At 58.4% G+C, this 19,370-nt stretch carries 20 protein-coding genes and 1 tRNA gene; 11 read left to right on the plus strand and 10 right to left on the minus strand.

What is annotated here, in order from left to right; all coding sequences use genetic code 11:
• Window positions 1-7 precede the first annotated feature (7 nt).
• The 4 genes from secD to queA form a co-directional block, all read right to left on the minus strand.
• A complete protein-coding gene (gene secD / locus AD669_RS21825) occupies window positions 8-1,876 on the minus strand; it encodes a protein translocase subunit SecD (RefSeq protein WP_053123543.1) in 1,869 nt (622 codons plus the stop codon).
• Window positions 1,877-1,941: 65 nt separating this feature from the next.
• Window positions 1,942-2,280 (minus strand): preprotein translocase subunit YajC, encoded by a 339-nt coding sequence (yajC, locus tag AD669_RS21830; protein ID WP_003227923.1) that lies wholly within the window; start codon window positions 2,278-2,280, stop codon window positions 1,942-1,944.
• Between the two features lie 43 nt (window positions 2,281-2,323).
• A complete protein-coding gene (gene tgt / locus AD669_RS21835) occupies window positions 2,324-3,439 on the minus strand; it encodes a tRNA guanosine(34) transglycosylase Tgt (RefSeq protein ID WP_164979451.1) in 1,116 nt (371 codons plus the stop codon).
• Window positions 3,440-3,453: 14 nt separating this feature from the next.
• Window positions 3,454-4,518: a tRNA preQ1(34) S-adenosylmethionine ribosyltransferase-isomerase QueA gene (gene queA, locus AD669_RS21840; RefSeq protein ID WP_053123547.1), complete on the minus strand. Its 1,065-nt coding sequence runs from the start codon at window positions 4,516-4,518 to the stop codon at window positions 3,454-3,456.
• Window positions 4,519-4,626: 108 nt separating this feature from the next.
• On the opposite strand from queA, the gene AD669_RS21845 reads away from it, so the two are divergent.
• Together AD669_RS21845 and AD669_RS21850 are read left to right on the plus strand one after the other, a co-directional pair.
• A tRNA-Leu gene (locus AD669_RS21845) sits at window positions 4,627-4,711 on the plus strand.
• Window positions 4,712-4,846: 135 nt separating this feature from the next.
• Window positions 4,847-5,176, plus strand: coding sequence for a hypothetical protein (locus AD669_RS21850; protein ID WP_053123549.1), 330 nt, complete (start codon window positions 4,847-4,849; stop codon window positions 5,174-5,176).
• Here AD669_RS21850 and AD669_RS21855 read toward each other — a convergent pair.
• A complete protein-coding gene (locus AD669_RS21855) occupies window positions 5,173-5,541 on the minus strand; it encodes a PH domain-containing protein (RefSeq protein WP_053123551.1) in 369 nt (122 codons plus the stop codon). The two genes, AD669_RS21850 and AD669_RS21855, sit on opposite strands and share 4 nt — an antisense overlap.
• A gap of 199 nt (window positions 5,542-5,740) precedes the next feature.
• Here AD669_RS21855 and AD669_RS21860 point away from each other — a divergent pair, with 199 nt between their 5' ends.
• From AD669_RS21860 to AD669_RS21875, 4 genes are all read left to right on the plus strand, one after another.
• Window positions 5,741-6,094 (plus strand): hypothetical protein, encoded by a 354-nt coding sequence (locus AD669_RS21860; RefSeq protein ID WP_053123553.1) that lies wholly within the window; start codon window positions 5,741-5,743, stop codon window positions 6,092-6,094.
• 130 nt (window positions 6,095-6,224) lie between these two features.
• Window positions 6,225-6,956 carry a hypothetical protein gene (locus AD669_RS21865; RefSeq protein ID WP_053123555.1) on the plus strand — a complete coding sequence of 244 codons (732 nt, stop codon included), beginning with the start codon at window positions 6,225-6,227 and terminating at the stop codon, window positions 6,954-6,956.
• 72 nt (window positions 6,957-7,028) lie between these two features.
• Complete coding sequence (locus AD669_RS21870; protein WP_053123557.1) at window positions 7,029-8,948, plus strand: alkaline phosphatase D family protein; 1,920 nt, start codon at window positions 7,029-7,031, stop codon at window positions 8,946-8,948.
• A gap of 180 nt (window positions 8,949-9,128) precedes the next feature.
• Window positions 9,129-9,383 (plus strand): prevent-host-death protein, encoded by a 255-nt coding sequence (locus AD669_RS21875; protein ID WP_053123559.1) that lies wholly within the window; start codon window positions 9,129-9,131, stop codon window positions 9,381-9,383.
• Window positions 9,384-9,395: 12 nt separating this feature from the next.
• On the opposite strand, the gene AD669_RS21880 is transcribed toward AD669_RS21875, so the two are convergent.
• Window positions 9,396-10,559 (minus strand): aspartate aminotransferase family protein, encoded by a 1,164-nt coding sequence (locus AD669_RS21880; RefSeq protein ID WP_053123561.1) that lies wholly within the window; start codon window positions 10,557-10,559, stop codon window positions 9,396-9,398.
• A gap of 102 nt (window positions 10,560-10,661) precedes the next feature.
• Here AD669_RS21880 and AD669_RS21885 point away from each other — a divergent pair, with 102 nt between their 5' ends.
• A complete protein-coding gene (locus tag AD669_RS21885; RefSeq protein ID WP_053123563.1) occupies window positions 10,662-11,567 on the plus strand; it encodes a LysR family transcriptional regulator in 906 nt (301 codons plus the stop codon).
• Window positions 11,568-11,623: 56 nt separating this feature from the next.
• Window positions 11,624-12,028 (plus strand): GNAT family N-acetyltransferase, encoded by a 405-nt coding sequence (locus AD669_RS21890; protein ID WP_053123565.1) that lies wholly within the window; start codon window positions 11,624-11,626, stop codon window positions 12,026-12,028.
• A 15-nt stretch (window positions 12,029-12,043) separates the two neighbouring features.
• Here AD669_RS21890 and msrA read toward each other — a convergent pair whose 3' ends face one another.
• Genes msrA through msrB form a run of 3 tightly spaced genes read right to left on the minus strand, consistent with a single transcriptional unit; the run spans window position 12,044 to window position 15,134 of the window.
• A complete protein-coding gene (gene msrA, locus AD669_RS21895) occupies window positions 12,044-12,748 on the minus strand; it encodes a peptide-methionine (S)-S-oxide reductase MsrA (protein WP_053123567.1) in 705 nt (234 codons plus the stop codon).
• Between the two features lie 15 nt (window positions 12,749-12,763).
• Window positions 12,764-14,572, minus strand: a complete 1,809-nt coding sequence (locus AD669_RS21900) for a cytochrome c biogenesis protein DipZ (protein ID WP_053123569.1) — start codon at window positions 14,570-14,572, stop codon at window positions 12,764-12,766.
• Between the two features lie 43 nt (window positions 14,573-14,615).
• Window positions 14,616-15,134 carry a peptide-methionine (R)-S-oxide reductase MsrB gene (gene msrB, locus AD669_RS21905; protein ID WP_053123787.1) on the minus strand — a complete coding sequence of 173 codons (519 nt, stop codon included), beginning with the start codon at window positions 15,132-15,134 and terminating at the stop codon, window positions 14,616-14,618.
• 151 nt (window positions 15,135-15,285) lie between these two features.
• Between msrB and AD669_RS21910 the strand changes: the two genes are divergently transcribed.
• The 3 genes from AD669_RS21910 (at window position 15,286) to AD669_RS21920 (ending at window position 18,324) form a co-directional block, all read left to right on the plus strand.
• Window positions 15,286-15,996, plus strand: a complete 711-nt coding sequence (locus AD669_RS21910) for a response regulator transcription factor (RefSeq protein ID WP_053123571.1) — start codon at window positions 15,286-15,288, stop codon at window positions 15,994-15,996.
• Complete coding sequence (locus AD669_RS21915; protein WP_053123573.1) at window positions 15,993-17,504, plus strand: HAMP domain-containing sensor histidine kinase; 1,512 nt, start codon at window positions 15,993-15,995, stop codon at window positions 17,502-17,504. The genes AD669_RS21910 and AD669_RS21915 overlap by 4 nt, the downstream gene beginning before the upstream one ends.
• A gap of 118 nt (window positions 17,505-17,622) precedes the next feature.
• Window positions 17,623-18,324: a hypothetical protein gene (locus tag AD669_RS21920; RefSeq protein ID WP_053123575.1), complete on the plus strand. Its 702-nt coding sequence runs from the start codon at window positions 17,623-17,625 to the stop codon at window positions 18,322-18,324.
• 287 nt (window positions 18,325-18,611) lie between these two features.
• On the opposite strand, the gene AD669_RS21925 is transcribed toward AD669_RS21920, so the two are convergent.
• Window positions 18,612-19,103 (minus strand): RidA family protein, encoded by a 492-nt coding sequence (locus AD669_RS21925; protein ID WP_034156086.1) that lies wholly within the window; start codon window positions 19,101-19,103, stop codon window positions 18,612-18,614.
• Window positions 19,104-19,370: the final 267 nt, after the last annotated feature.

The raw sequence follows: 19,370 nt of genomic DNA on the forward strand, positions 1-19,370 counted from the left end.
CAGCCCCTTAAATCCACAACTTCTTGAAGTCACGTCCGCCAAAGATCAGGTTGACCATTGCGCGGGTCACCATGATGGCCGTGAACATCGAGGTAAAGATCCCGAGGGACATGGTCACTGCGAAACCTTTGACCGGGCCGGTGCCCATGGCAAAGAGAATCCCGCCAACCAACAGAGTTGTCAGGTTGGCGTCGAGAATCGCGGTGAATGCCCGGCCGAAGCCTTCGTTGATTGCACGCTGCACAGTCATGCCGGCGGCGATCTCTTCACGGATCCGCGAGAAGATCAGCACGTTGGCGTCGACCGCCATACCCATGGTCAGAACGATACCGGCGATACCTGGCAGGGTCAGTGTTGCACCCAGCAGCGACATCAAGGCCAGCAGCAACACCATGTTCACTGCCAGTGCGACAGTAGCGATGATGCCGAAGAAGCGGTAGATGGCGATGATGAACAGCGACACGAACAGCATGCCCCACAGCGACGCATCGATACCTTTGGTGATGTTGTCAGCCCCCAGGCTCGGGCCGATTGTGCGCTCTTCAGCGAAGTACATCGGTGCAGCCAGACCACCGGCACGCAGCAGCAGCGCCAGCTCGGACGACTCGCCCTGACCGTTCAGGCCAGTGATGCGGAACTGAGCACCCAGCGGCGACTGAATGGTCGCCAGGCTGATGATCTTCTTCTCTTCTTTAAACGTTTGCACCGCGACGTCTTTTTCGACGCCGTCGACCATCTGCTTGACGTAGGTGGTCACCGGACGCTGCTCGATGAAGATCACCGCCATGCTGCGACCGACGTTCGAACGGGTTGCGCGGCTCATCAGCTCGCCACCGTGACCATCCAGACGGATGTTCACTTCAGGCGTGCCGTGCTCGCCGAAACCAGCCTTGGCGTCAGTGACCTGGTCGCCGGTGATGATCAGACCACGTTCGATCTGCGCAGCGGGACGATTGCCTTCACGGAACTCGAAAGTCTCGGAAGTGGCTTTCGAAGCACCCGGCTCTGCAGCCAGACGGAACTCAAGGTTGGCCGTCTTGCCGAGAATACGCTTGGCTTCGGCAGTGTCCTGCACGCCTGGCAGCTCAACCACGATGCGGTTGGCGCCCTGACGCTGGACGATCGGTTCGGCAACACCCAGTTCGTTGACGCGGTTACGTACCGTGGTCAAGTTCTGCTTGATGGAGTATTCACGGATTTCCGCCAGCTTCGCCGGGGTCATCGCCAGACGCAGTACCGGTTGACCGTTAAGATCGGCCGGAACAATGTCGAAATCGTTGAAGTTCTTGCGGATCAGCGCACGGGCCTGTTCGCGGGAGTCTTCATCACTGAAGCCCAACTGAATGGCGCCATTGAGTTGCGGCAGGCTGCGATAACGCAGTTTCTCTTTGCGCAGCAGGCTCTTGACGTCGCCTTCGTAGACTTTCAGGCGTGCATCGAGGGCTTTGTCCATGTCCACTTCCAGCAGGAAGTGCACACCACCGGACAAGTCCAGACCCAGCTTCATCGGGTGCGCGCCCAGATTGCGCAGCCATTGCGGGGTGGTCTGTGCCAGGTTCAGCGCGACGACGTAGTCATCACCCAATGCCTTGCGCACAACGTCTTTGGCCGGCAGCTGATCTTCAGCTTTGGTCAGACGGATCAGACCGCCCTTGCCGTTGGCTGCCAGCGTGGCTGCCTTGACGTTGATCCCGGATTCCTTGAGCGCAGTGCTCACGCGATCCAGATCAGCCTGATTGACTTGCAGCGCAGTGCTTGCACCGCTGACCTGAATGGCCGGGTCATCAGGATAAAGATTGGGAGCGGAATAAATCAGACCGACCGCCAGCACCGCCAGGATCAGAATGTATTTCCACAGAGGGTATTTGTTCAGCATCACGCCGCCCGTTATGAACGCGGGGCGCCTTGCGCGCCCCGTCGATTGAGTAGAAGTTGTTACCTTTAGATCGCTTTCAGCGTGCCTTTTGGCAGCGTGGCGGCGATGGCGCCTTTCTGGAATTTCATTTCGACGGTGTCGGAAACTTCCAGAACCACGAAGTCATCGGCAACTTTGGTGATCTTGCCGGCGATGCCGCCAGTGGTCACAACTTCGTCGCCCTTCGCAAGGCTGCTCAGCAGGTTCTTCTGCTCTTTGGCGCGCTTGGCCTGTGGACGCCAGATCATCAGGTAGAAGATGACCAGGAAACCGACCAGGAAAATCCACTCGAAACCGCCGCCCATTGGGCCGGCAGCAGCCGGTGCAGCCGCGTCAGCCATGGCGTTAGAGATAAAAAAGCTCATTTAGCACTCCAGTTGCAAATGTTGAATCTTGGGGTCAGAAAACTCAGTCCAAAGGCGGAACGGGGAGCCCGCGTTTGGCGTAGAAGGCATCGACAAAGGCGGCCAATGTACCCTGTTGAATAGCCTCGCGCAAACCAGCCATCAGCACCTGATAATGGCGCAAGTTATGGATGGTATTGAGCATGCTTCCCAGCATTTCGCCGCACTTGTCCAGGTGATGCAGATAAGCGCGAGAGAAGTTCTGGCAGGTATAGCAATCGCAGGTCGGATCCAGCGGCGATTCATCATGGCGATGGAACGCGTTACGGATCTTCAGCACGCCGGTATCAATGAACAGATGCCCATTGCGGGCATTACGGGTTGGCATCACGCAATCGAACATGTCCACACCGCGGCGCACACCCTCAACCAGATCTTCCGGTTTGCCAACGCCCATAAGGTAACGAGGTTTGTCAGCCGGCATCATGCCCGGCAGATAATCCAATACTTTGATCATCTCGTGCTTCGGCTCGCCGACCGACAGACCGCCAATGGCCAGGCCATCGAAACCGATCTTGTCGAGGCCTTCGAGCGAGCGCTTGCGCAGATCCTGGTGCATACCGCCCTGCACGATACCGAACAACGCTGCGGTGTTTTCACCGTGGGCATTTTTCGAGCGCTGAGCCCAACGCAACGAAAGCTCCATCGATACGCGCGCGACATCTTCGTCAGCCGGATACGGCGTGCATTCGTCGAAAATCATCACAACGTCCGAGCCCAGATCGCGCTGAACCTGCATCGATTCTTCCGGGCCCATGAACACTTTGGCGCCGTCGACCGGAGAGGCGAAGGTCACGCCCTCCTCCTTGATCTTGCGCATCGCGCCGAGGCTGAACACCTGAAAACCGCCGGAGTCGGTGAGGATCGGGCCTTTCCACTGCATGAAATCGTGCAGGTCGCCGTGCTCCTTGATCACTTGAGTGCCAGGACGCAGCCACAGGTGGAAGGTGTTGCCCAGAATCATCTCTGCGCCCGTGGCGACGATGTCACGCGGCAACATGCCCTTGACCGTGCCGTACGTGCCCACTGGCATGAACGCCGGGGTCTCGACGGTGCCACGCGGGAAGGTCAGGCGACCACGACGGGCCTTGCCATCGGTGGCAAGGAGCTCAAAGGACATGCGACATTCGCGACTCATTCTGTTTCCTCTGGGCCGGTTTCTTTAGGGGCAGTAGGTGCGGGGTTACGCGTGATGAACATCGCATCACCGTAGCTGAAAAAGCGGTAACCGTTGTCGACGGCAGCCTTGTAGGCGGCCATGGTTTCGGGATAACCGGCAAATGCCGAAACCAGCATCAACAGCGTGGATTCCGGTAAATGGAAATTGGTCACCAGGGCATCGACCACATGGAACGGCCGGCCCGGGAAGATAAAGATATCGGTGTCGCCGCTGAACGGCTTGAGCACACCATCGCGCGCAGCACTTTCCAGCGAACGCACGCTGGTGGTACCGACCGCAATCACTCGACCACCGCGCGCACGGCATGCCGCGACCGCATCAACCACGTCCTGGCCGACTTCCAGCCACTCGGTGTGCATGTGGTGATCTTCAAGCTTCTCAACGCGAACAGGCTGGAAGGTACCGGCGCCCACGTGCAGCGTGACGAACGTGGTCTCGACGCCTTTCGCAGCAATCGCCTCCATCAGCGACTGATCGAAATGCAGCCCCGCCGTCGGCGCTGCTACCGCGCCTAAGCGCTCGGCGTACACGGTCTGATAACGCTCGCGATCCGAACCTTCGTCCGGACGGTCTATATAAGGAGGCAGCGGCATGTGCCCGACGCGGTCGAGCAGCGGCAACACTTCTTCAGCGAAGGCCAGCTCGAACAACGCATCGTGACGCGCGATCATTTCCGCTTCGCCACCGCCATCGATGAGGATCTTCGAACCCGGCTTCGGCGACTTGCTGGAGCGCACATGGGCCAGCACGCGGTGCGTATCGAGCACGCGTTCGACGAGGATTTCCAGCTTGCCGCCGGACGCTTTCTGCCCGAACAGCCGCGCCGGAATCACGCGGGTATTGTTGAACACCATCAAATCGCCCGGGCGCAAATGCTCAAGCAAATCAGTGAATTGACGGTGTGCGAGGGCGCCGCTCGGCCCATCAAGGGTCAGCAGGCGACTACCGCGACGCTCGGCCAAAGGGTGGCGAGCGATCAGCGAATCAGGGAGCTCGAAAGTAAAGTCAGCAACACGCATGATGGGGTTCGTCTAGCAGGGCCGGAAAGTTTAGCGGAAATATCGAAAATAGACCATGAAACGTGATTGACCAACGGTAATCTCATCTCTATACTTCGCCGCCATTGAGCCCTGATGGCGGAATTGGTAGACGCGGCGGATTCAAAATCCGTTTTCGAAAGGAGTGGGAGTTCGAGTCTCCCTCGGGGCACCAAAATTAAGAAAGGTCTTGCTTAGCAAGGCCTTTTTTTTCGCCTGCAATAAAGCCCTGCCCCCGTAGGAGCTGCCGCAGGCTGCGATCTTTTGACCTTCAGCTTCTCGACCGACGAAAACCCCAAGGATCATCACCATGGAAACGTCACTGGAAACAGTCGCCCTGTTCTCCCTGAAACTCGCGTACGAGGAAGAGGGCCTGAGCCCGATCCTGCGCGATGACATGGTCATGGGTGACTACCAGCGGGATATTTTCGAGTTGTTGGTGAAACGTGGCGATGTCGAGACTATTCAATTCAAGATGAATGAGTGCCTTGGCCTGGCGCTGGATGCATTGGGCGGTGTCGAGAAACCGTTGGGGCGTGAGCTGCACAAGTTGTCAGCCGATCTCAGGCAGGCGCAGTCGCTGGAGCAGCTTGATCCGCCGCTCCTCGCGCTGAAGGGTTATCTCAAAGACATTCTTTAGAACAGGTACTTGGAGATGTACTTCGAAATCTCGACCATCGAGGTCTTCCCGGTGAATTCGAATTTCACTTTCCCCAGCGACGAAAAGTAAATCTCCAGTTCCGAGTCCAGATCGAACGTTCCCGACGTTTCCACGGAATACGCGACGATGTTTTTATACGGCAGCGACGTGAAGTCTTTCTTGCTGCCGGTGATGCCTTGAACGTTGACGGCGATGATGCGTTTGTTGGTAAACACCACGCCATCGCGCATCGACTTGTAGGAGTCGATGACCTCTTCCCCATCGAGCAATAGTTCGGTCACGCGTTGCGCGTACTCATCGTTTTGCTTGAGCTTGAAGAAGCCTTTGTTGTTGAAGTCGATCATCTGTCCATCCTTCTGTTCGAGAAAACATCCTGGTCGTGCTTCGTATCAGTGACGCGCTTCTAGTACAAAAAATATCTTCCGGAAAGCCTTTACCAGGATGACCAGCGTGGCGCGACGCTACTATTTTGCTATCTTGCCGTCCACTGTCGGTTGGGGCATCGAGCGCTTCGACCCGCGCTGATTTCAGGAGAGAAATTCGATGGATGTGTTGGTGTTCTTTGTGGTTTGGCCAGCGATGTGGGTGTGGGTGGTCAAAGTCCGTGGGACTTGGAATCTGTTGCTTGCCAATGTGTTGGGCGCTATCAGTGGGCTGATCGTTGGCCTGACCAGTGCGCAACTGTGTGCAGGACTGTTCGGTTCAGCGCGGCCACCGGTGCCTGGCGTTATCGGCACCCTGATGGAAATGATGGCGACTGCCGGTGCGCTCATCGGCGTATGGATGTGGGTCGCGCGCCGCTCGCAAGTTGAACCCCCAATCGCTCGTCAGCTTTTGGCTGCCCTCTGCGGCACTGCGGCGGGCATCACTACACTGGCGTTTTTCGCCCTGACGTAGCGTTCGTTTGAGCGGTCGGTGAATGTGTTCGTGGCGGCAGACACCGATTTTGATATCTTGCCGTCCATCTACAGCGCGCTGTCTCAACACGCGCTGCTTCAAGCTTTTTGCAGGTTAAGGAAAGGATCGAATGGAGTTTCTGCGTTTTCTGGCGTTCATCGCCGCCTGGGGTTTCATGTGGCGCTGGGTGGTGAAGAACCGCGGCAACTGGAATCTGTTCTACGGCAATATCGTCGGCGCAGCGGGCGGTTTCATTGTCGGGCTGGTGGTGCTATCGATCACGTTTTCGTTGTTTTCACCCCCGCACAAAGCGGAACAGCCGGGTGTAGATAGCTCCGTAGTGCAAAACGTCGAACCGACTTCTTTGCTGCCTGAATCGGAATCAGCGGCGGCACCTGCTCCGCTTGAAAACGCGCCGAACTTCGCCGCCATTGAACCGGACAACACGCCATCGCCGCCGGATTCTGCGCTGCTGCCGAACTACGCCAGCCGCGCGCCGACGTCGATCTCGGAAAAAACCGTACTGGATCAAAGTGACGAACAAGGACGCAAAGCCCTGACCGCCCTGAGCAAAAAACTCGGGCATGACGCTGACAGCGACAAGTCGATGCTCGCCTATGTCATGTGCAGTCCGCTGGTGACCAGCACCTTGCGCTTCCCGGCCTCGGCGCGTTTTGCCGACAGCAAGGCGATCACCACCCAGCGCTTCAAGAATCAGGTGTACACCTTCAGCAACAGCGTCACCGCGCGCAACATGAACGGCGACGATGTCACCTACCGTTTCGACTGCTCAGTACAAGAACAGGCGTCGTCCGGTGAATGGCAACTGTTGGCGCTGAAGCTACAGAAAACCGACTCTTAAGCCTCACTTAAGGGTTCAAGGCGCCGGCTGCGCTATCATCGCCGACCTGTGCGCCTTGAGCTTTGTCCCCGGATGTTCGCAACCCTTGATGACCTGACCCCGCTGCCACCTGTTTTGGCCGGCCCGCTGCTGCGACGGCTGGAACCGACTCGGCTGGTGTTGTGGCTGGTCGGCACGCGCCAACTGTCTCTGACCTTGCGCCTGCAAGGTGTAGGAGAGATTCCTCTCGATGCGGCGAAATGCACCGTCATTCCCGTAGGCCGTCAGGCGTTTGTTCATCTCATCGATGTCAACCTGGAAAGCGCCCTGCCCTGCGACACCCGCATCGACTACGACCTGCTGATTGACGACACCCATGGCATCGCCGATTGGGCGCCGCATCTGTTGTATGGCAACGCAACAACTCCGAACCTTGTTGTGCGTTCGCGGATCGATCAGTTGCTGCATGGCTCCTGCCGCAAACCGCATCACCCGGCGGCGGATGGTTTGCTCTGCGTCGACAAACTGCTGGCCAGCGAAACCGACCCGCAACAACGCCCGGCGCTGTTGATGATGAGCGGCGATCAGGTCTACGCCGACGACGTCGCCGGGCCAATGCTGCGCGCGATTCATGCATTGATTACACGTCTCGGCCTGTTCGACGAGCACCTCGAAGGCGCCGTGGTCAGCGACAGTGCCAAGCTCTACGAACACCCGGCGAGCTACTACCACCGCGCGGATTTGTTACCGGCGCTGGAGAGCAACGAGACTTTGCGTGAGCGATTTTTCGGCGGCGCACGTAAGCCGATTTTCACCAGCAGTAGCGCTGACAATCACCTGGTGACGTTCGCCGAAGTCATGGCGATGTACTTGCTGGTGTGGTCGCCAACCGCGTGGACACTGGTTAATCCGCAAGCGCCAGCACTCACGCCCGAACGCCTCAAACGATACACGCTCGAACAAACGCGGATTGATACCTTCACAGCAGGTCTGGGCAACGTCGCCCGGGCGCTCGCGCATCTGCCGAGCCTGATGATTTTCGACGATCACGACATCACCGATGACTGGAATCTGTCCGCGCAATGGGAGGAAACGGCCTACGGCCATCCGTTCTCCAAACGCATCATCGGCAACGCTTTGATCGCTTATATGTTGTGCCAAGGCTGGGGCAATAACCCGGACGCCTTCAAGGATCTGCTGAAGCAAACTCAAGGTTTGAGCGCCAGCGGCGACGATCAATACCTCGACAGCCCGGTGCAGGACACGCTGATCGATGATCTGCTGCGCTTTCAGCACTGGCATTTCGTGCTGCCGAGCAGTCCCGCGCTGGTAGTCATCGACACCCGCACCCGACGCTGGCGCAGCGAGATGGCGCTCAAGCAACCGTCGGGACTTCTCGACTGGGAGGCCTTGAGCGAACTGCAACAGGAACTGCTCGATCACCCGTCGGCGATCATCGTTTCACCGGCACCGATCTTCGGCGTCAAACTGATCGAAACCGTGCAAAAGGTCTTCAGTTGGTGCGGTTTTCCGCTGCTGGTCGACGCGGAAAACTGGATGGCCCATCGCGGCGCCGCACAGGTGATCCTGAACATTTTCCGACACTCGCGTACACCGGGTAACTACGTGGTGCTGTCCGGCGATGTGCATTATTCCTTCGTCTACGAAGTCCTTATCCGACACCGCAAGGCCGGCCCACGGATCTGGCAGATCACCAGCAGCGGGATCAAAAACGAGTTTCCGCCAACCTTGCTGGAATGGTTCGACCGCCTCAACCGCTGGCTCTACTCCCCGCGTTCACCGCTGAACTGGTTCACCAAACGCCGGCTGATGCGCATTGTTCCGTACACGCCTGAACATGCAGAGGCTGGAGAACGCTTGTGGAATTCGGCGGGGATCGGCCAGGTGTTTTTCAACGAACAGGGGCAGCCGCGGGAGATCTTTCAGCACAACTCGAACGGAAAGGTGAAGACGCGGATGCTGGCGCCGGATATGACGGATTATCCGGACTGAGGCCTGACGCTTTTCCTACAGTGAGATTGGTAGCGGACGACATCGCGAAGGGGTTTCGCTGCAGGGGACGCGGGATAAGGATTACAACCTTCTCAGAAACGTCTCCAATGCTCTTGAGTGATACTGGATGTGCTCGCAGTCAGCCGTTCTGCGAAACAACAACTGGGTAAGGATGGTTAAATGCAAACCACCAATTCCTGCACAACCCGCCACTATTTGACGGAAACGATGGATTGCGACTGTGAAGATTACGCGTCAATGCTGCTAGCCCAGCAAAGAGGTGGGTCTGTTGTAACGCTATCGCTCACGGAAATCGACGCACTCGACGCGACCATCTACTTGCTGCGCTCTCCGGCAAACGCCGAACGATTGATTCAATCGATCGACGAAATGCGCACCGGAAAAACCGAAGCCAAGCGATTGATCAAAGACTGAAAGTCATCACTACTAAACGATCCGCCCAATCACTCGAGAAATCATCTCCACCTCCCGCTCATCAATCGTCAGCGGTGGCAGCAGCCGTATCGTTTTGCCACGCGTGACGTTGATCAGCAAGCCATGATCACGCGCCGCGATCAGCGTCAGATCACGCACCGGTTGCTTCAACTCGATACCGGTCATCAAACCCAATCCACGAATCGCCAGCACATTGGGATTGTCCGCCAGTTCTGCACGCAGCCGCGTCAGCAGACGCTCACCCTGCAACCGCGCGTTCTCCAGCAAGCCCTGCTCTTCGATGATATCCAGCACCGTGCAACCCACCCGGCAGGCCAGCGGATTACCGCCGAACGTGCTGCCATGGCTGCCCGGCGTGAACAGATCCGCCGCCCTGCCCCGTGCCAGACACGCGCCGATCGGCACGCCATTGCCCAGTCCTTTCGCCAGTGTTATCACGTCCGGAACGATGCCTTCGTGCTGGAACGCAAACCAGCGGCCGGTGCGACCGATGCCGGTCTGAATTTCATCGAGCATCAGCAGCCACGCCTGACGATTGCACATTTCACGCAGCGCTTTCAGGTAACCGGGCGGTGCCAGTTGTACGCCGCTCTCGCCCTGAATAGGTTCGACCAGAATCGCAACGATGCGCTCGCCGTGCTTCTGCCGCACGTGCTCCAACGCGTCGAGATCACCGAACGGCACTTTGACGAAATCCCCCGGCAGGTCATTGAAACCCAAGCGCACCGCCGGGCCATCGCTGGCAGATAACGTACCAAGCGTGCGGCCATGAAAAGCGTTGGCCATCACCACCACCAACGGCTGTTCGATGCCTTTGCGCCAGCCATAAAGGCGCGCCAGTTTCAGCGCGGTTTCATTGGCTTCGGCGCCGGAGTTGTTGAAGAACGCGCGCTGCATTCCGGACAACTCAGTTAGCCGCTTTGCCAGTTGTTGCTGCCAGTCGATGCTGTAGAGATTGGAGGTGTGCAGCAGCAAGCCTGCCTGCTCGCTGATCGCGGCAACGATCCATGGATGCGAGTGACCGACATTGGTCACGGCCACCCCGGCAACCGCGTCCAGATACTCGCGCCCCGCCTGATCCCACAGTCGGGTGCCCAGGCCTTTGGTGAAACTAAGGGCTAGCGGTTGGTAAGTGTTCATCAGGGCGGCGGTCATGACTTCAAACTCCAGTGCAGGTTGGTGTGCTGGCAGTATGGTTAGCCACCTGAACTGGATAAACTCGGCAAAACTTCGATCATTTATAAGCAGGACTTGATAATGGATCTGTTCCAGTCGATGAGCGTCTACGTCAAAGTCGTCGAAGCCGGGAGCATGACGGCGGCCGCGTTGCAGTGCGACATGTCGACGACGATGGTCGGCAACCACCTGCGCGCGCTGGAGCAACGGCTGGGCGTGCAACTGCTGCAACGCACCACTCGCCGTCAGCGGCTGACCGAGTTTGGCAGCGTTTATTATCAGCGCTGCCTGGAAGTACTGGGACTGGTCGCCGACTCCGAAGCCCTGGCCGAACAAGCCCTCGATCAACCGCGTGGCATGTTGCGCATCACCGCGCCGCTGACTTTTGGTGTCGAACGTCTGGCGCCAGCGCTCAGCGAATATTCGCTGCTGTACCCACAAGTAAAACTCGATGTGGTGCTGACCAATGGCCGCCCGGACTTGCTGGAAAGCGGTCTCGACGTGGCATTTCGACTGGGAAATTTCGAAGAGTCGAACCTGATCGCCCGGCCCTTGATTGATTACACCCTGACCGTGTGCGCATCCCCGCAATACGTGGCGCGACGCGGCATGCCGAAAACGCCTGAAGAGTTGCAGCAGCACGACTGCCTGTCGTTCGCCTATCCGGCCGGCGATGACTGGCAATCAGTGGAAAAACGCTGGCGCCTCAGCGGCCCGGACGGGGAAATCATGGTCGACGTCAGCGGGCCGATGCTGATCAACAGCTCCGCCGGTTTGCATCAGGCCGCGCGCAACGGCATGGGCATCGTCATGCTGCCGGATGCGCTGGTCGAGCAGGATCTGCGTGAAGGCAAACTGGTCAAGGTCATCCCTGATTACCATGCACCGAGCAGACCGATGCATTTGCTGTATGCGCAGGATCGCTATCGACTGCCGAAGCTGCGGCGTTTCGTTGAATTTTCCATGCGCATGTGGGGGAAATCCTGACTCCGCGCGTGCTTCAACTACGCTCGAAATAACGACGAACAAGGACGTAATCTGAAATGGAAAACACACTGAACGTACGTGATTTGCATTCCGGCGAAATCGAATCAGTGCGGCTGTTTCTGCAACAGCATGGCTGGGGACATCGCGTCGGCTCACCTGAGCATTTTGCGCAACTGATCCGCCAGTCGCAGCGAACGGCAGTCGCACTGAAAGATGCGCAGATTATCGGTTTCGCCCGGGGCATCAGCGACGGTTTATCCAACGGTTACCTGTCGATGGTGGTCGTTGATGACCACCATCGACGAGAAGGTGTGGGTCGAGCGCTGGTCGAACATGTGATGGGCGACAACCCCGACATCACCTGGGTGCTGCGTGCCGGGCGTGACGGAGCTGAAGCGTTCTTTGCCAGTCTGGGGTTTGAAACGTCAGTGATTGCGATGGAGCGACCAAGGCTAAAGTAACGGGCTTTGATTCGATCACGAACCGCCCTTCACCAACACCGGTTTTTCCTGATAACGCTCCGCAAACATTTGCTTCAAATTCGCCACTTTCGGCATGTCGTTGATCGCGATGTACGGATAGCTCGGATGTTCGGTCAGGAAGTCCTGGTGATAGTCCTCTGCCGGGTAAAAGCCGTTGTAGCTTTCCAGTTTGGTGACGATCGGTTTGCTGAAGGCATGGGCCGCATCGAGTTGCGTGATGTAGGCCTGTGCGACCTTCTGCTGATCGGCATTGATCGGGAACAGCGCCGAGCGATATTGCGTGCCGCTGTCCGGGCCCTGACGGTTGAGTTCGGTCGGGTTGTGCGCCACCGAGAAGTAGATCTGCAACAGGTCGCCATAGCTGACTTGCGTCGGATCGAAGGTGACTTGCACCGATTCCGCATGACCGGTATCGCCGCCGCTGACCCGCTCATATTCAGCGGTGTTGGCCGCGCCACCGGCGTATCCCGAAACGGCTTTCTGCACGCCTTTGACGTGTTGAAAAACACCCTGAACGCCCCAGAAACACCCGCCCGCGAACACGGCGGTTTCGCTGTGGGCCTGGGTGACTTCATCAAGTGTGGGTGGCGGGATGGCCACAGCGTCTTCGCCGCCGAAGGAGAATGCTGAGACCTGGCCGATCACGCCGACGACCGCAACGGCCAGCAACATACGACGCCATGTGAATTGGGTTTTCATGTCTGTCACTCCTGATCAACCGAAGGTAAAGGCGTAGGCGGAAACACCAGGGTCGAGAAATTCGATGCTGAAGGTTCGATCCTTCACGCCGCCGGACTGCCGCACTAATTGATACAAGCGCTGTTCGGTGACTTGGCCAGAGCCATCGGGAGAAACATCGACACCATGCGCATCGCCCGGGGCCTGACCATCAATCGACACTTTGAAGCGCACCGGTTTGCCATCTGCGCCCGGCCCGAGCACCAGATGCAGGTCGCGGGCATGGAAGCGGTTAACGATGCGGCTGGCTGTGGCACCGGCGGTGGCGCGTTCGGCGCCGACGTTCCATTGGCCGCCGAGGCTCCAGTCATTCAGGGCCAGATTGGCCGGCGGGACATAGATGGAAGCTTCGTTGGGCACCAGGCTAGTTTCGGGCACGAAATGTTCTGCACGCTGGTAGCCCAAGTAGGTTTCCGGCGATTGCACTTCGTTCATGTCCGGGGCCAGTTGCACACCCTTGGCGTCGGCATTGATCAAGCCATCGGTGACGGTTTTCGAACCGGCTTCACGCAACAGTTGTTGAATGACGCGTTCCGATTCGGCGTAGTCCCCTTCACCAAAGTGGTGGTAACGAATGCGTCCCTGGGCGTCGGCAAAGTAATGCGCCGGCCAGTATTCGTTGTTGAAAGCGCGCCAGATCTTGTAGTCGTTATCGATGGCCACCGGGTAATTGATGCCCAATTCCTTCATGGCTTTGGTGACGTTTCCTACATCGCGTTCGAAGGCAAATTCCGGCGCATGTACACCGATCACCACCAGCCCCTGATCGCGATACTTTTCCGCCCAGGCTTTGACGTAAGGCAGGGTGCGCAAACAGTTGATGCAGGAGTACGTCCAGAAATCCACCAGCACAACTTTGCCCTTCAACGCTTGCGCATCCAGCGGCGGCGAGTTGAGCCATTGCACGGCGCCATCGAGCGGCGGCAACTGGCCTTCAACCGGCAACGTGCCCGGTGCTTTCGCGGCCATTTTCATCGCGCCGCCGGCGGCCATCATGCTGCCGTTCGCCAACTCATCTGCCGGCGGAATCTGCGCCATCATCGTGCCGTTCGCATCAGGTTTTTTTGCTGAAAGCTTGCCAACCAATGCTTGCTCGAGCCCTCCGGTAGACGCGGTCGATATCCGCGCGAGAATGCCAGTATCAAGACCCAAAGCGATCGCTGCCACACCGGCCAACATCAACGCGCCGAGGCCACGACGAATCCACTCGCCGGTACCAATCGAACGCTTCATGAAGGCGAAAACCTTACCGCCCAGCAACAGCGCTGCGGCCAATGAGGTCGCGGCACCCGCCGCGTAAGCGAGCAACAACAGCGTAGTGGCGATGCTTGCCCCTTGCAGCGCGGCACCGGTCAAAATCAAGCCGAGGATTGGCCCCGCGCAAGGCGCCCAGAGCAGACCCGTGGCGACCCCGATCAGAAACGAAGCGCCGGGACGCGGGCGATTGTCCTGCCCGGCGGCTTGCGACAGACGACTGCCGGCCGACACCAGTGGCCGGGTCAGGCGCTCGGCGACACGCGGCAGCAGCAAGGTCAGCCCGAACAACGCAACGAACAGCAACGCGAGCCAGCGCCCGTACTGATTGACTTGCACCACCCAACCGCCGCCCACCGCCGCCAACGAGGCGACGAGCGCAAAGGTCAGTGCCATCCCCGCCAGCAGCGGCAAGCCACTCTTGATAAACGGCTGCCCGGTGCGAGCGAAGACAAAAGGCAGAACCGGCAGGATGCAGGGGCTGACGATCGTCAGCACACCACCGAGATAAGCGAGAACCAAGAGCCACATAGATTTGTCCTGTGTGAGGTGAAGATCGCCCGCGCTTCATGGCTTACGCCGCCACGGTTTTGAAGGTCATGGCCAGGCCATTCATGCAATAACGCAGACCGGTGGGTTTCGGGCCGTCATCGAAAACATGCCCCAAGTGACCGCCGCAACGCCGGCAGTGAACCTCTTCGCGCGACATGCCGAACGATCGATCCTGGCGCACCGCCACCGCACGCTCCAATGGCGCCCAGAAGCTCGGCCAACCGGTGCGGCTGTCGAATTTGGTCGCGGAGGAAAACAGCGCCAGATCACAACCGGCGCAGGCAAAAGTGCCGACCCGATGCTCGTTGTTCAGCGGGCTGGTGTAGGCGCGTTCGGTGCCTTCTTCGCGCAGGATCTGGTATTGCTCGTCGCTCAGGATCGAATGCCATTCACTGTCGCTGTGCGTCACTTCAAACATTTCGTCCGCCTGCGCTGCGCTGACCACTGCAGCGCTGCTCGACAATTTTGGCAATACACCCGCGACCAGGGCTGCAACCCCTAGCCCGCCGCCCGCTAACAGAATCTGTCGCCGTGAAAACATGGCCGCCTCCGAAAATTCCAAGTGCTCTTCATGGAACACAGCCTAGGCTTGGATTGATCGCCAAATCCTCACAGGGAGTTAACGAATTCGTGATAACTCGCCACCGGAAAAACCCGCACAATGCGTCAATCGCGCCGAAGGGTTGAGCTTCATGGAACAGACCAAACGCGTTCTCGTGGTCGAGGACGACCAGCACATTGCCGACCTGATTTGCCTGCATTTGCGGGATGAACAATTCGAGGTGACCCACAGCGCCGACGGCGACGAGGGCATGCGCCTGTTGCAACAAGGCCACTGGGATGCGCTGATCCTCGATCTGATGTTGCCGGGGGTCGACGGTCTGGAAATCTGCCGCCGCGCCCGGGCCATGGCGCGCTACACACCGATCATCATCACCAGCGCCCGCTCCAGTGAACTTCACCGGATTCTGGGTCTGGAGTTGGGAGCCGATGACTATCTGGCCAAACCGTTTTCGATGCTGGAACTGGTGGCGCGGGTCAAAGCGCTGTTGCGTCGGGTCGATGCGATGGCGCGCAACCTGAAGATGGACGCCGGCAGCCTCATTCTCGATGGGCTGAGCATCGACCCGATCACCCGCGACGTCAGCCTCGACGGTCAGCGCCTGGATCTCACGCCACGGGAGTTCGACCTGCTGTATTTCTTCGCCCGCCAACCGGGCAAAGTCTTCTCGCGCATGGATCTGCTTAATGCCGTTTGGGGTTACAGCCACGAGGGTTACGAGCACACGGTCAATACCCATATCAATCGACTGCGGGCAAAGATCGAGAAAGATCCGGCACAGCCGGCGCGCATCCTCACCGTGTGGGGTCGCGGTTATAAATTCGGTACCGAGCAGCCATGAAACTGACCCTGACGCAGCGCCTGTCTATCGTTTTCGCCGTGTTGCTGCTGGTGTGCTGCGGCACGTCGGCATGGCTGCAGGTGCGCTCCAGCAAGATGCATGAACTGGAAGTGGTGCAAGGGTTGTCGAGGGATCTGGCGCAACACATCGCCCACGACACCGTGCTGATGGACAGCAACGGCCTGATGCCCGGTGCCGTGCGCCAACTGTTCAGCCAGTTGATGCTGGTTAATCCGAGTGTCGAAGTGTATTTGCTCGACGGTGAGGGGAAGGTTGTCGGCAGCGCCGCGCCTGAAGGCCGGATACTCCGGCAGAAGGTCGATCTGGCGCCGATCCGCCAGTTGCTCAACGACCAGCCATTGCCGATCCTCGGCGACGATCCGCGCAGCGTGGACGGACGCAAAGTCTTCAGCGCCGCACCGCTGAAGGTCAATGGCAAACCCGCCGGTTATCTGTACGTGGTGTTGCTTAGCGAAGAACACGATCGTTTCGCCGAACGCGGGGCGACCAGCGCCGCGCTCAACACTGCGCTGCTGTCGATCGGACTGGTCGCGCTGCTGTGTTTGATCGCCGGTCTTACGGCGTTCAATCTGATCACCCGGCCGTTACGGCGACTGACCGAAACGGTCAGTCGTTTTGATATCGATGGCGCGCCGCAACCCGTGCCGGCGCCTGTGGATAAATCAGCCGACCCGGATGAAATTGCCGTTCTTGACGCGGCTTTCAGGCAGATGCAAAACCGTCTCGGCGAACAGTGGCGCTCATTGACCCGTCAGGATCAGGAACGCCGCGAACTGGTGGCGAATATTTCTCATGACCTGCGCACGCCACTGGCCTCGCTGCACGGCTATCTGGAAACCCTTTCACTCAAGGACGCCACGCTGTCACCGGAAGAACGTCGGCGTTATCTGGGCATCGCGCTGGATCAGAGCCGCAAGGTCGGCGGGCTGGCGCAATCGCTGCTGGAACTGGTGCGGCTGGAACACGGGTTTGTACAACCGGTGCTTGAGCGTTTCTCCCTGACCGATCTGGTGCAGGATATCTTTCAGAAATTCGAACTGACCGCTGAGGCACGACAGGTCGAACTCAAGGCGCAGTTTGTGCCAAACCTGCCAACGGTCTGCGCCGACCTTGGGCTGATCGAACGGGTGCTGACCAATCTGGTGGATAACGCGTTGCGGCACACGCCACAGGGCGGCGAAATCGAACTTGATCTGAAACCCCATGGCGCTTTGGTCGATGTTACGGTCAGCGACACCGGCCCAGGCATTGCGCCTGAATTGCGCGAAGGGCTGTTCCTGCGCCCGTTCAATATCGGTGGCGCGCGACGGGATGGCGGCTTGGGCCTGCGCATCGTGCACCGCATCTTGCAATTGCATGGACGCGACATTCAGTTGCTGGACGTTAATGGGCGCGGCGCGACGTTTCGCTTTTCGCTGCCAACGGATCAGCAAACTGCCGAGCAATGGTTGGTACGCTCAATGAATCTGCACACCCCGGCCAAATAGTTGAGACCGCCGGCCCGTTGCTCCGTGACAACGCCGCCCCGCTCCCCTAAATTAGTCGACCTGAAAAAGCCCTCGGGCTTGCTCATCTCCACTCAAGTTAAAAAGTAGTGAAATTTCAATGTCCGATTTCAACACCGCTGAATCCGTAGTCACCGAATCGTCCAAAGCGGAATACGAAAACTCCATCAATCTTTCACAACACCTGCCACAAGCCAAAATCATCAGCGAGATGGTGCTGGACGCATTCCAGTCGACCCGCGAAAGCGACCAGATCCGCGAACTGCGCGCCGCGATCCGTCACGCTCATGACAGCTTCGACGACGACAAGGCTTACGAGCTGATGGGCGAACTCAAGGCACTGAAAGACGCCGAAGCCGCCGACCTCGCCGCCCTTGAAGACCTGAGCAGCAAGTTTTCGATTGGCCGCATCCTGTCCAGCTTCAAGGACGATCCGGCGTTCCAGGAAATCGTTTACGGCCTCGCGCTGAAAGTGCTGAATCAGACCCATCAGGCGATCAGCAACCCGAGCGGCGGCAAGAGCAAGGCTGCGAAGAAGAAAGAAGTCGAAATCTTCACCATCAGCAAAGACGGCATCAGCGTGACCCTGCCACTGCGCACACCGCGTTCGCGTCTGAATGTTGATCGTGAAGCGCTGGAGTTCCTCGGTTTCACCTTCGTCGGTGAAGGCGAAGAGGCGGAACTGGAAAGCGAAGTCTTCGTTGATAACGACGGCGCCGAGCAGGCCGTGAACCGCAAGAACATCATCACTGCACTGCAGAAGCAGACAGCGTTTGATGGGTACAGCATCGCTGCGCAGTAATTTTCAGCGCTGACGAAAAAGCCCCGCACTGGGATTCAGTGCGGGGCTTTTTGGTTTTCGGCTTGGGTTTAGTGGGATGGCCTACACCGAGGCCCCTCACCCCAGCCCTCTCCCGAGGGAGAGGGAGCCGATTGGGGGATATTGTAGAAGTACGCCGAAATGAACGTGCTGTGCCGAATCCACAATCGCCACGGTCTGTCAGGTCGGCATATATTTTGAGAACCCCTCGGTCAGTCCCCTCTCCCCCCGGGAGAGGGTTAGGGTGAGGGCAATTCGCGAGATCAGACTCAAGCCGATGGATGCAACGCCACAATCATGTCCACTTCAATCGCCGCATTCTTCGGCAACTGATACACCCCCACCGTCGTCCGCGTATGCCGCCCGGCATCACCGAGCACATGGCTGAACACATCCGAAGCACCATTGGCCACTTCACTCAAATCGACGAAATCCGGCGTCGACTTCACATACACCGTGACCCGCAACAACGCCTTGATCTTGTCCAGCGATCCCACCGCATCAACAATCAGCGCCAGACAGCGCATCGCACTGATGCTCGCCGCCGCCTGCGCATCCTTGAGCGTCAACTCCAGCCCGACGCGACCGGGATACTGAATCTTGCCGTGCGTGCGCGGCACCATCCCGCTGATGTACAACTCATCATGATGACGAATCAGCGGCGCGTAATTACCACCCGCCGTGTTCTCGCCATAGATGTCGTAATTCAGCTCTTGTGCCAGGGCAATAAAGCGTTCGTCGCAGGTCATCCTCTCAGTCATGTCGCCCAGCCTTTTTATGATTTAACCACGAGTTACGACAGATGAACGCCGTACTGAAAACACCGACGAACCCATCGAAATATTTGGATCCAAATCTAGAGATTTCGGGATCACTGCGCAACCGCCTCTCCAGTGACTGATTTTAAAGGCTTTGTCAGTTCGAACCTGCGCGATCAACTCTCGGCCAGCACATCGCTACGATTGCCTCTCTCGGCGACCCCGGTCAAGGTCGTTACTAACATCAAAATTTGCTCCCGGCATCGCCTG

This window comes from Pseudomonas sp. P1.31 (assembly GCF_001269815.1).
In the GTDB taxonomy this organism is placed as follows: Bacteria; Pseudomonadota; Gammaproteobacteria; order Pseudomonadales; family Pseudomonadaceae; genus Aquipseudomonas; species Aquipseudomonas rustica.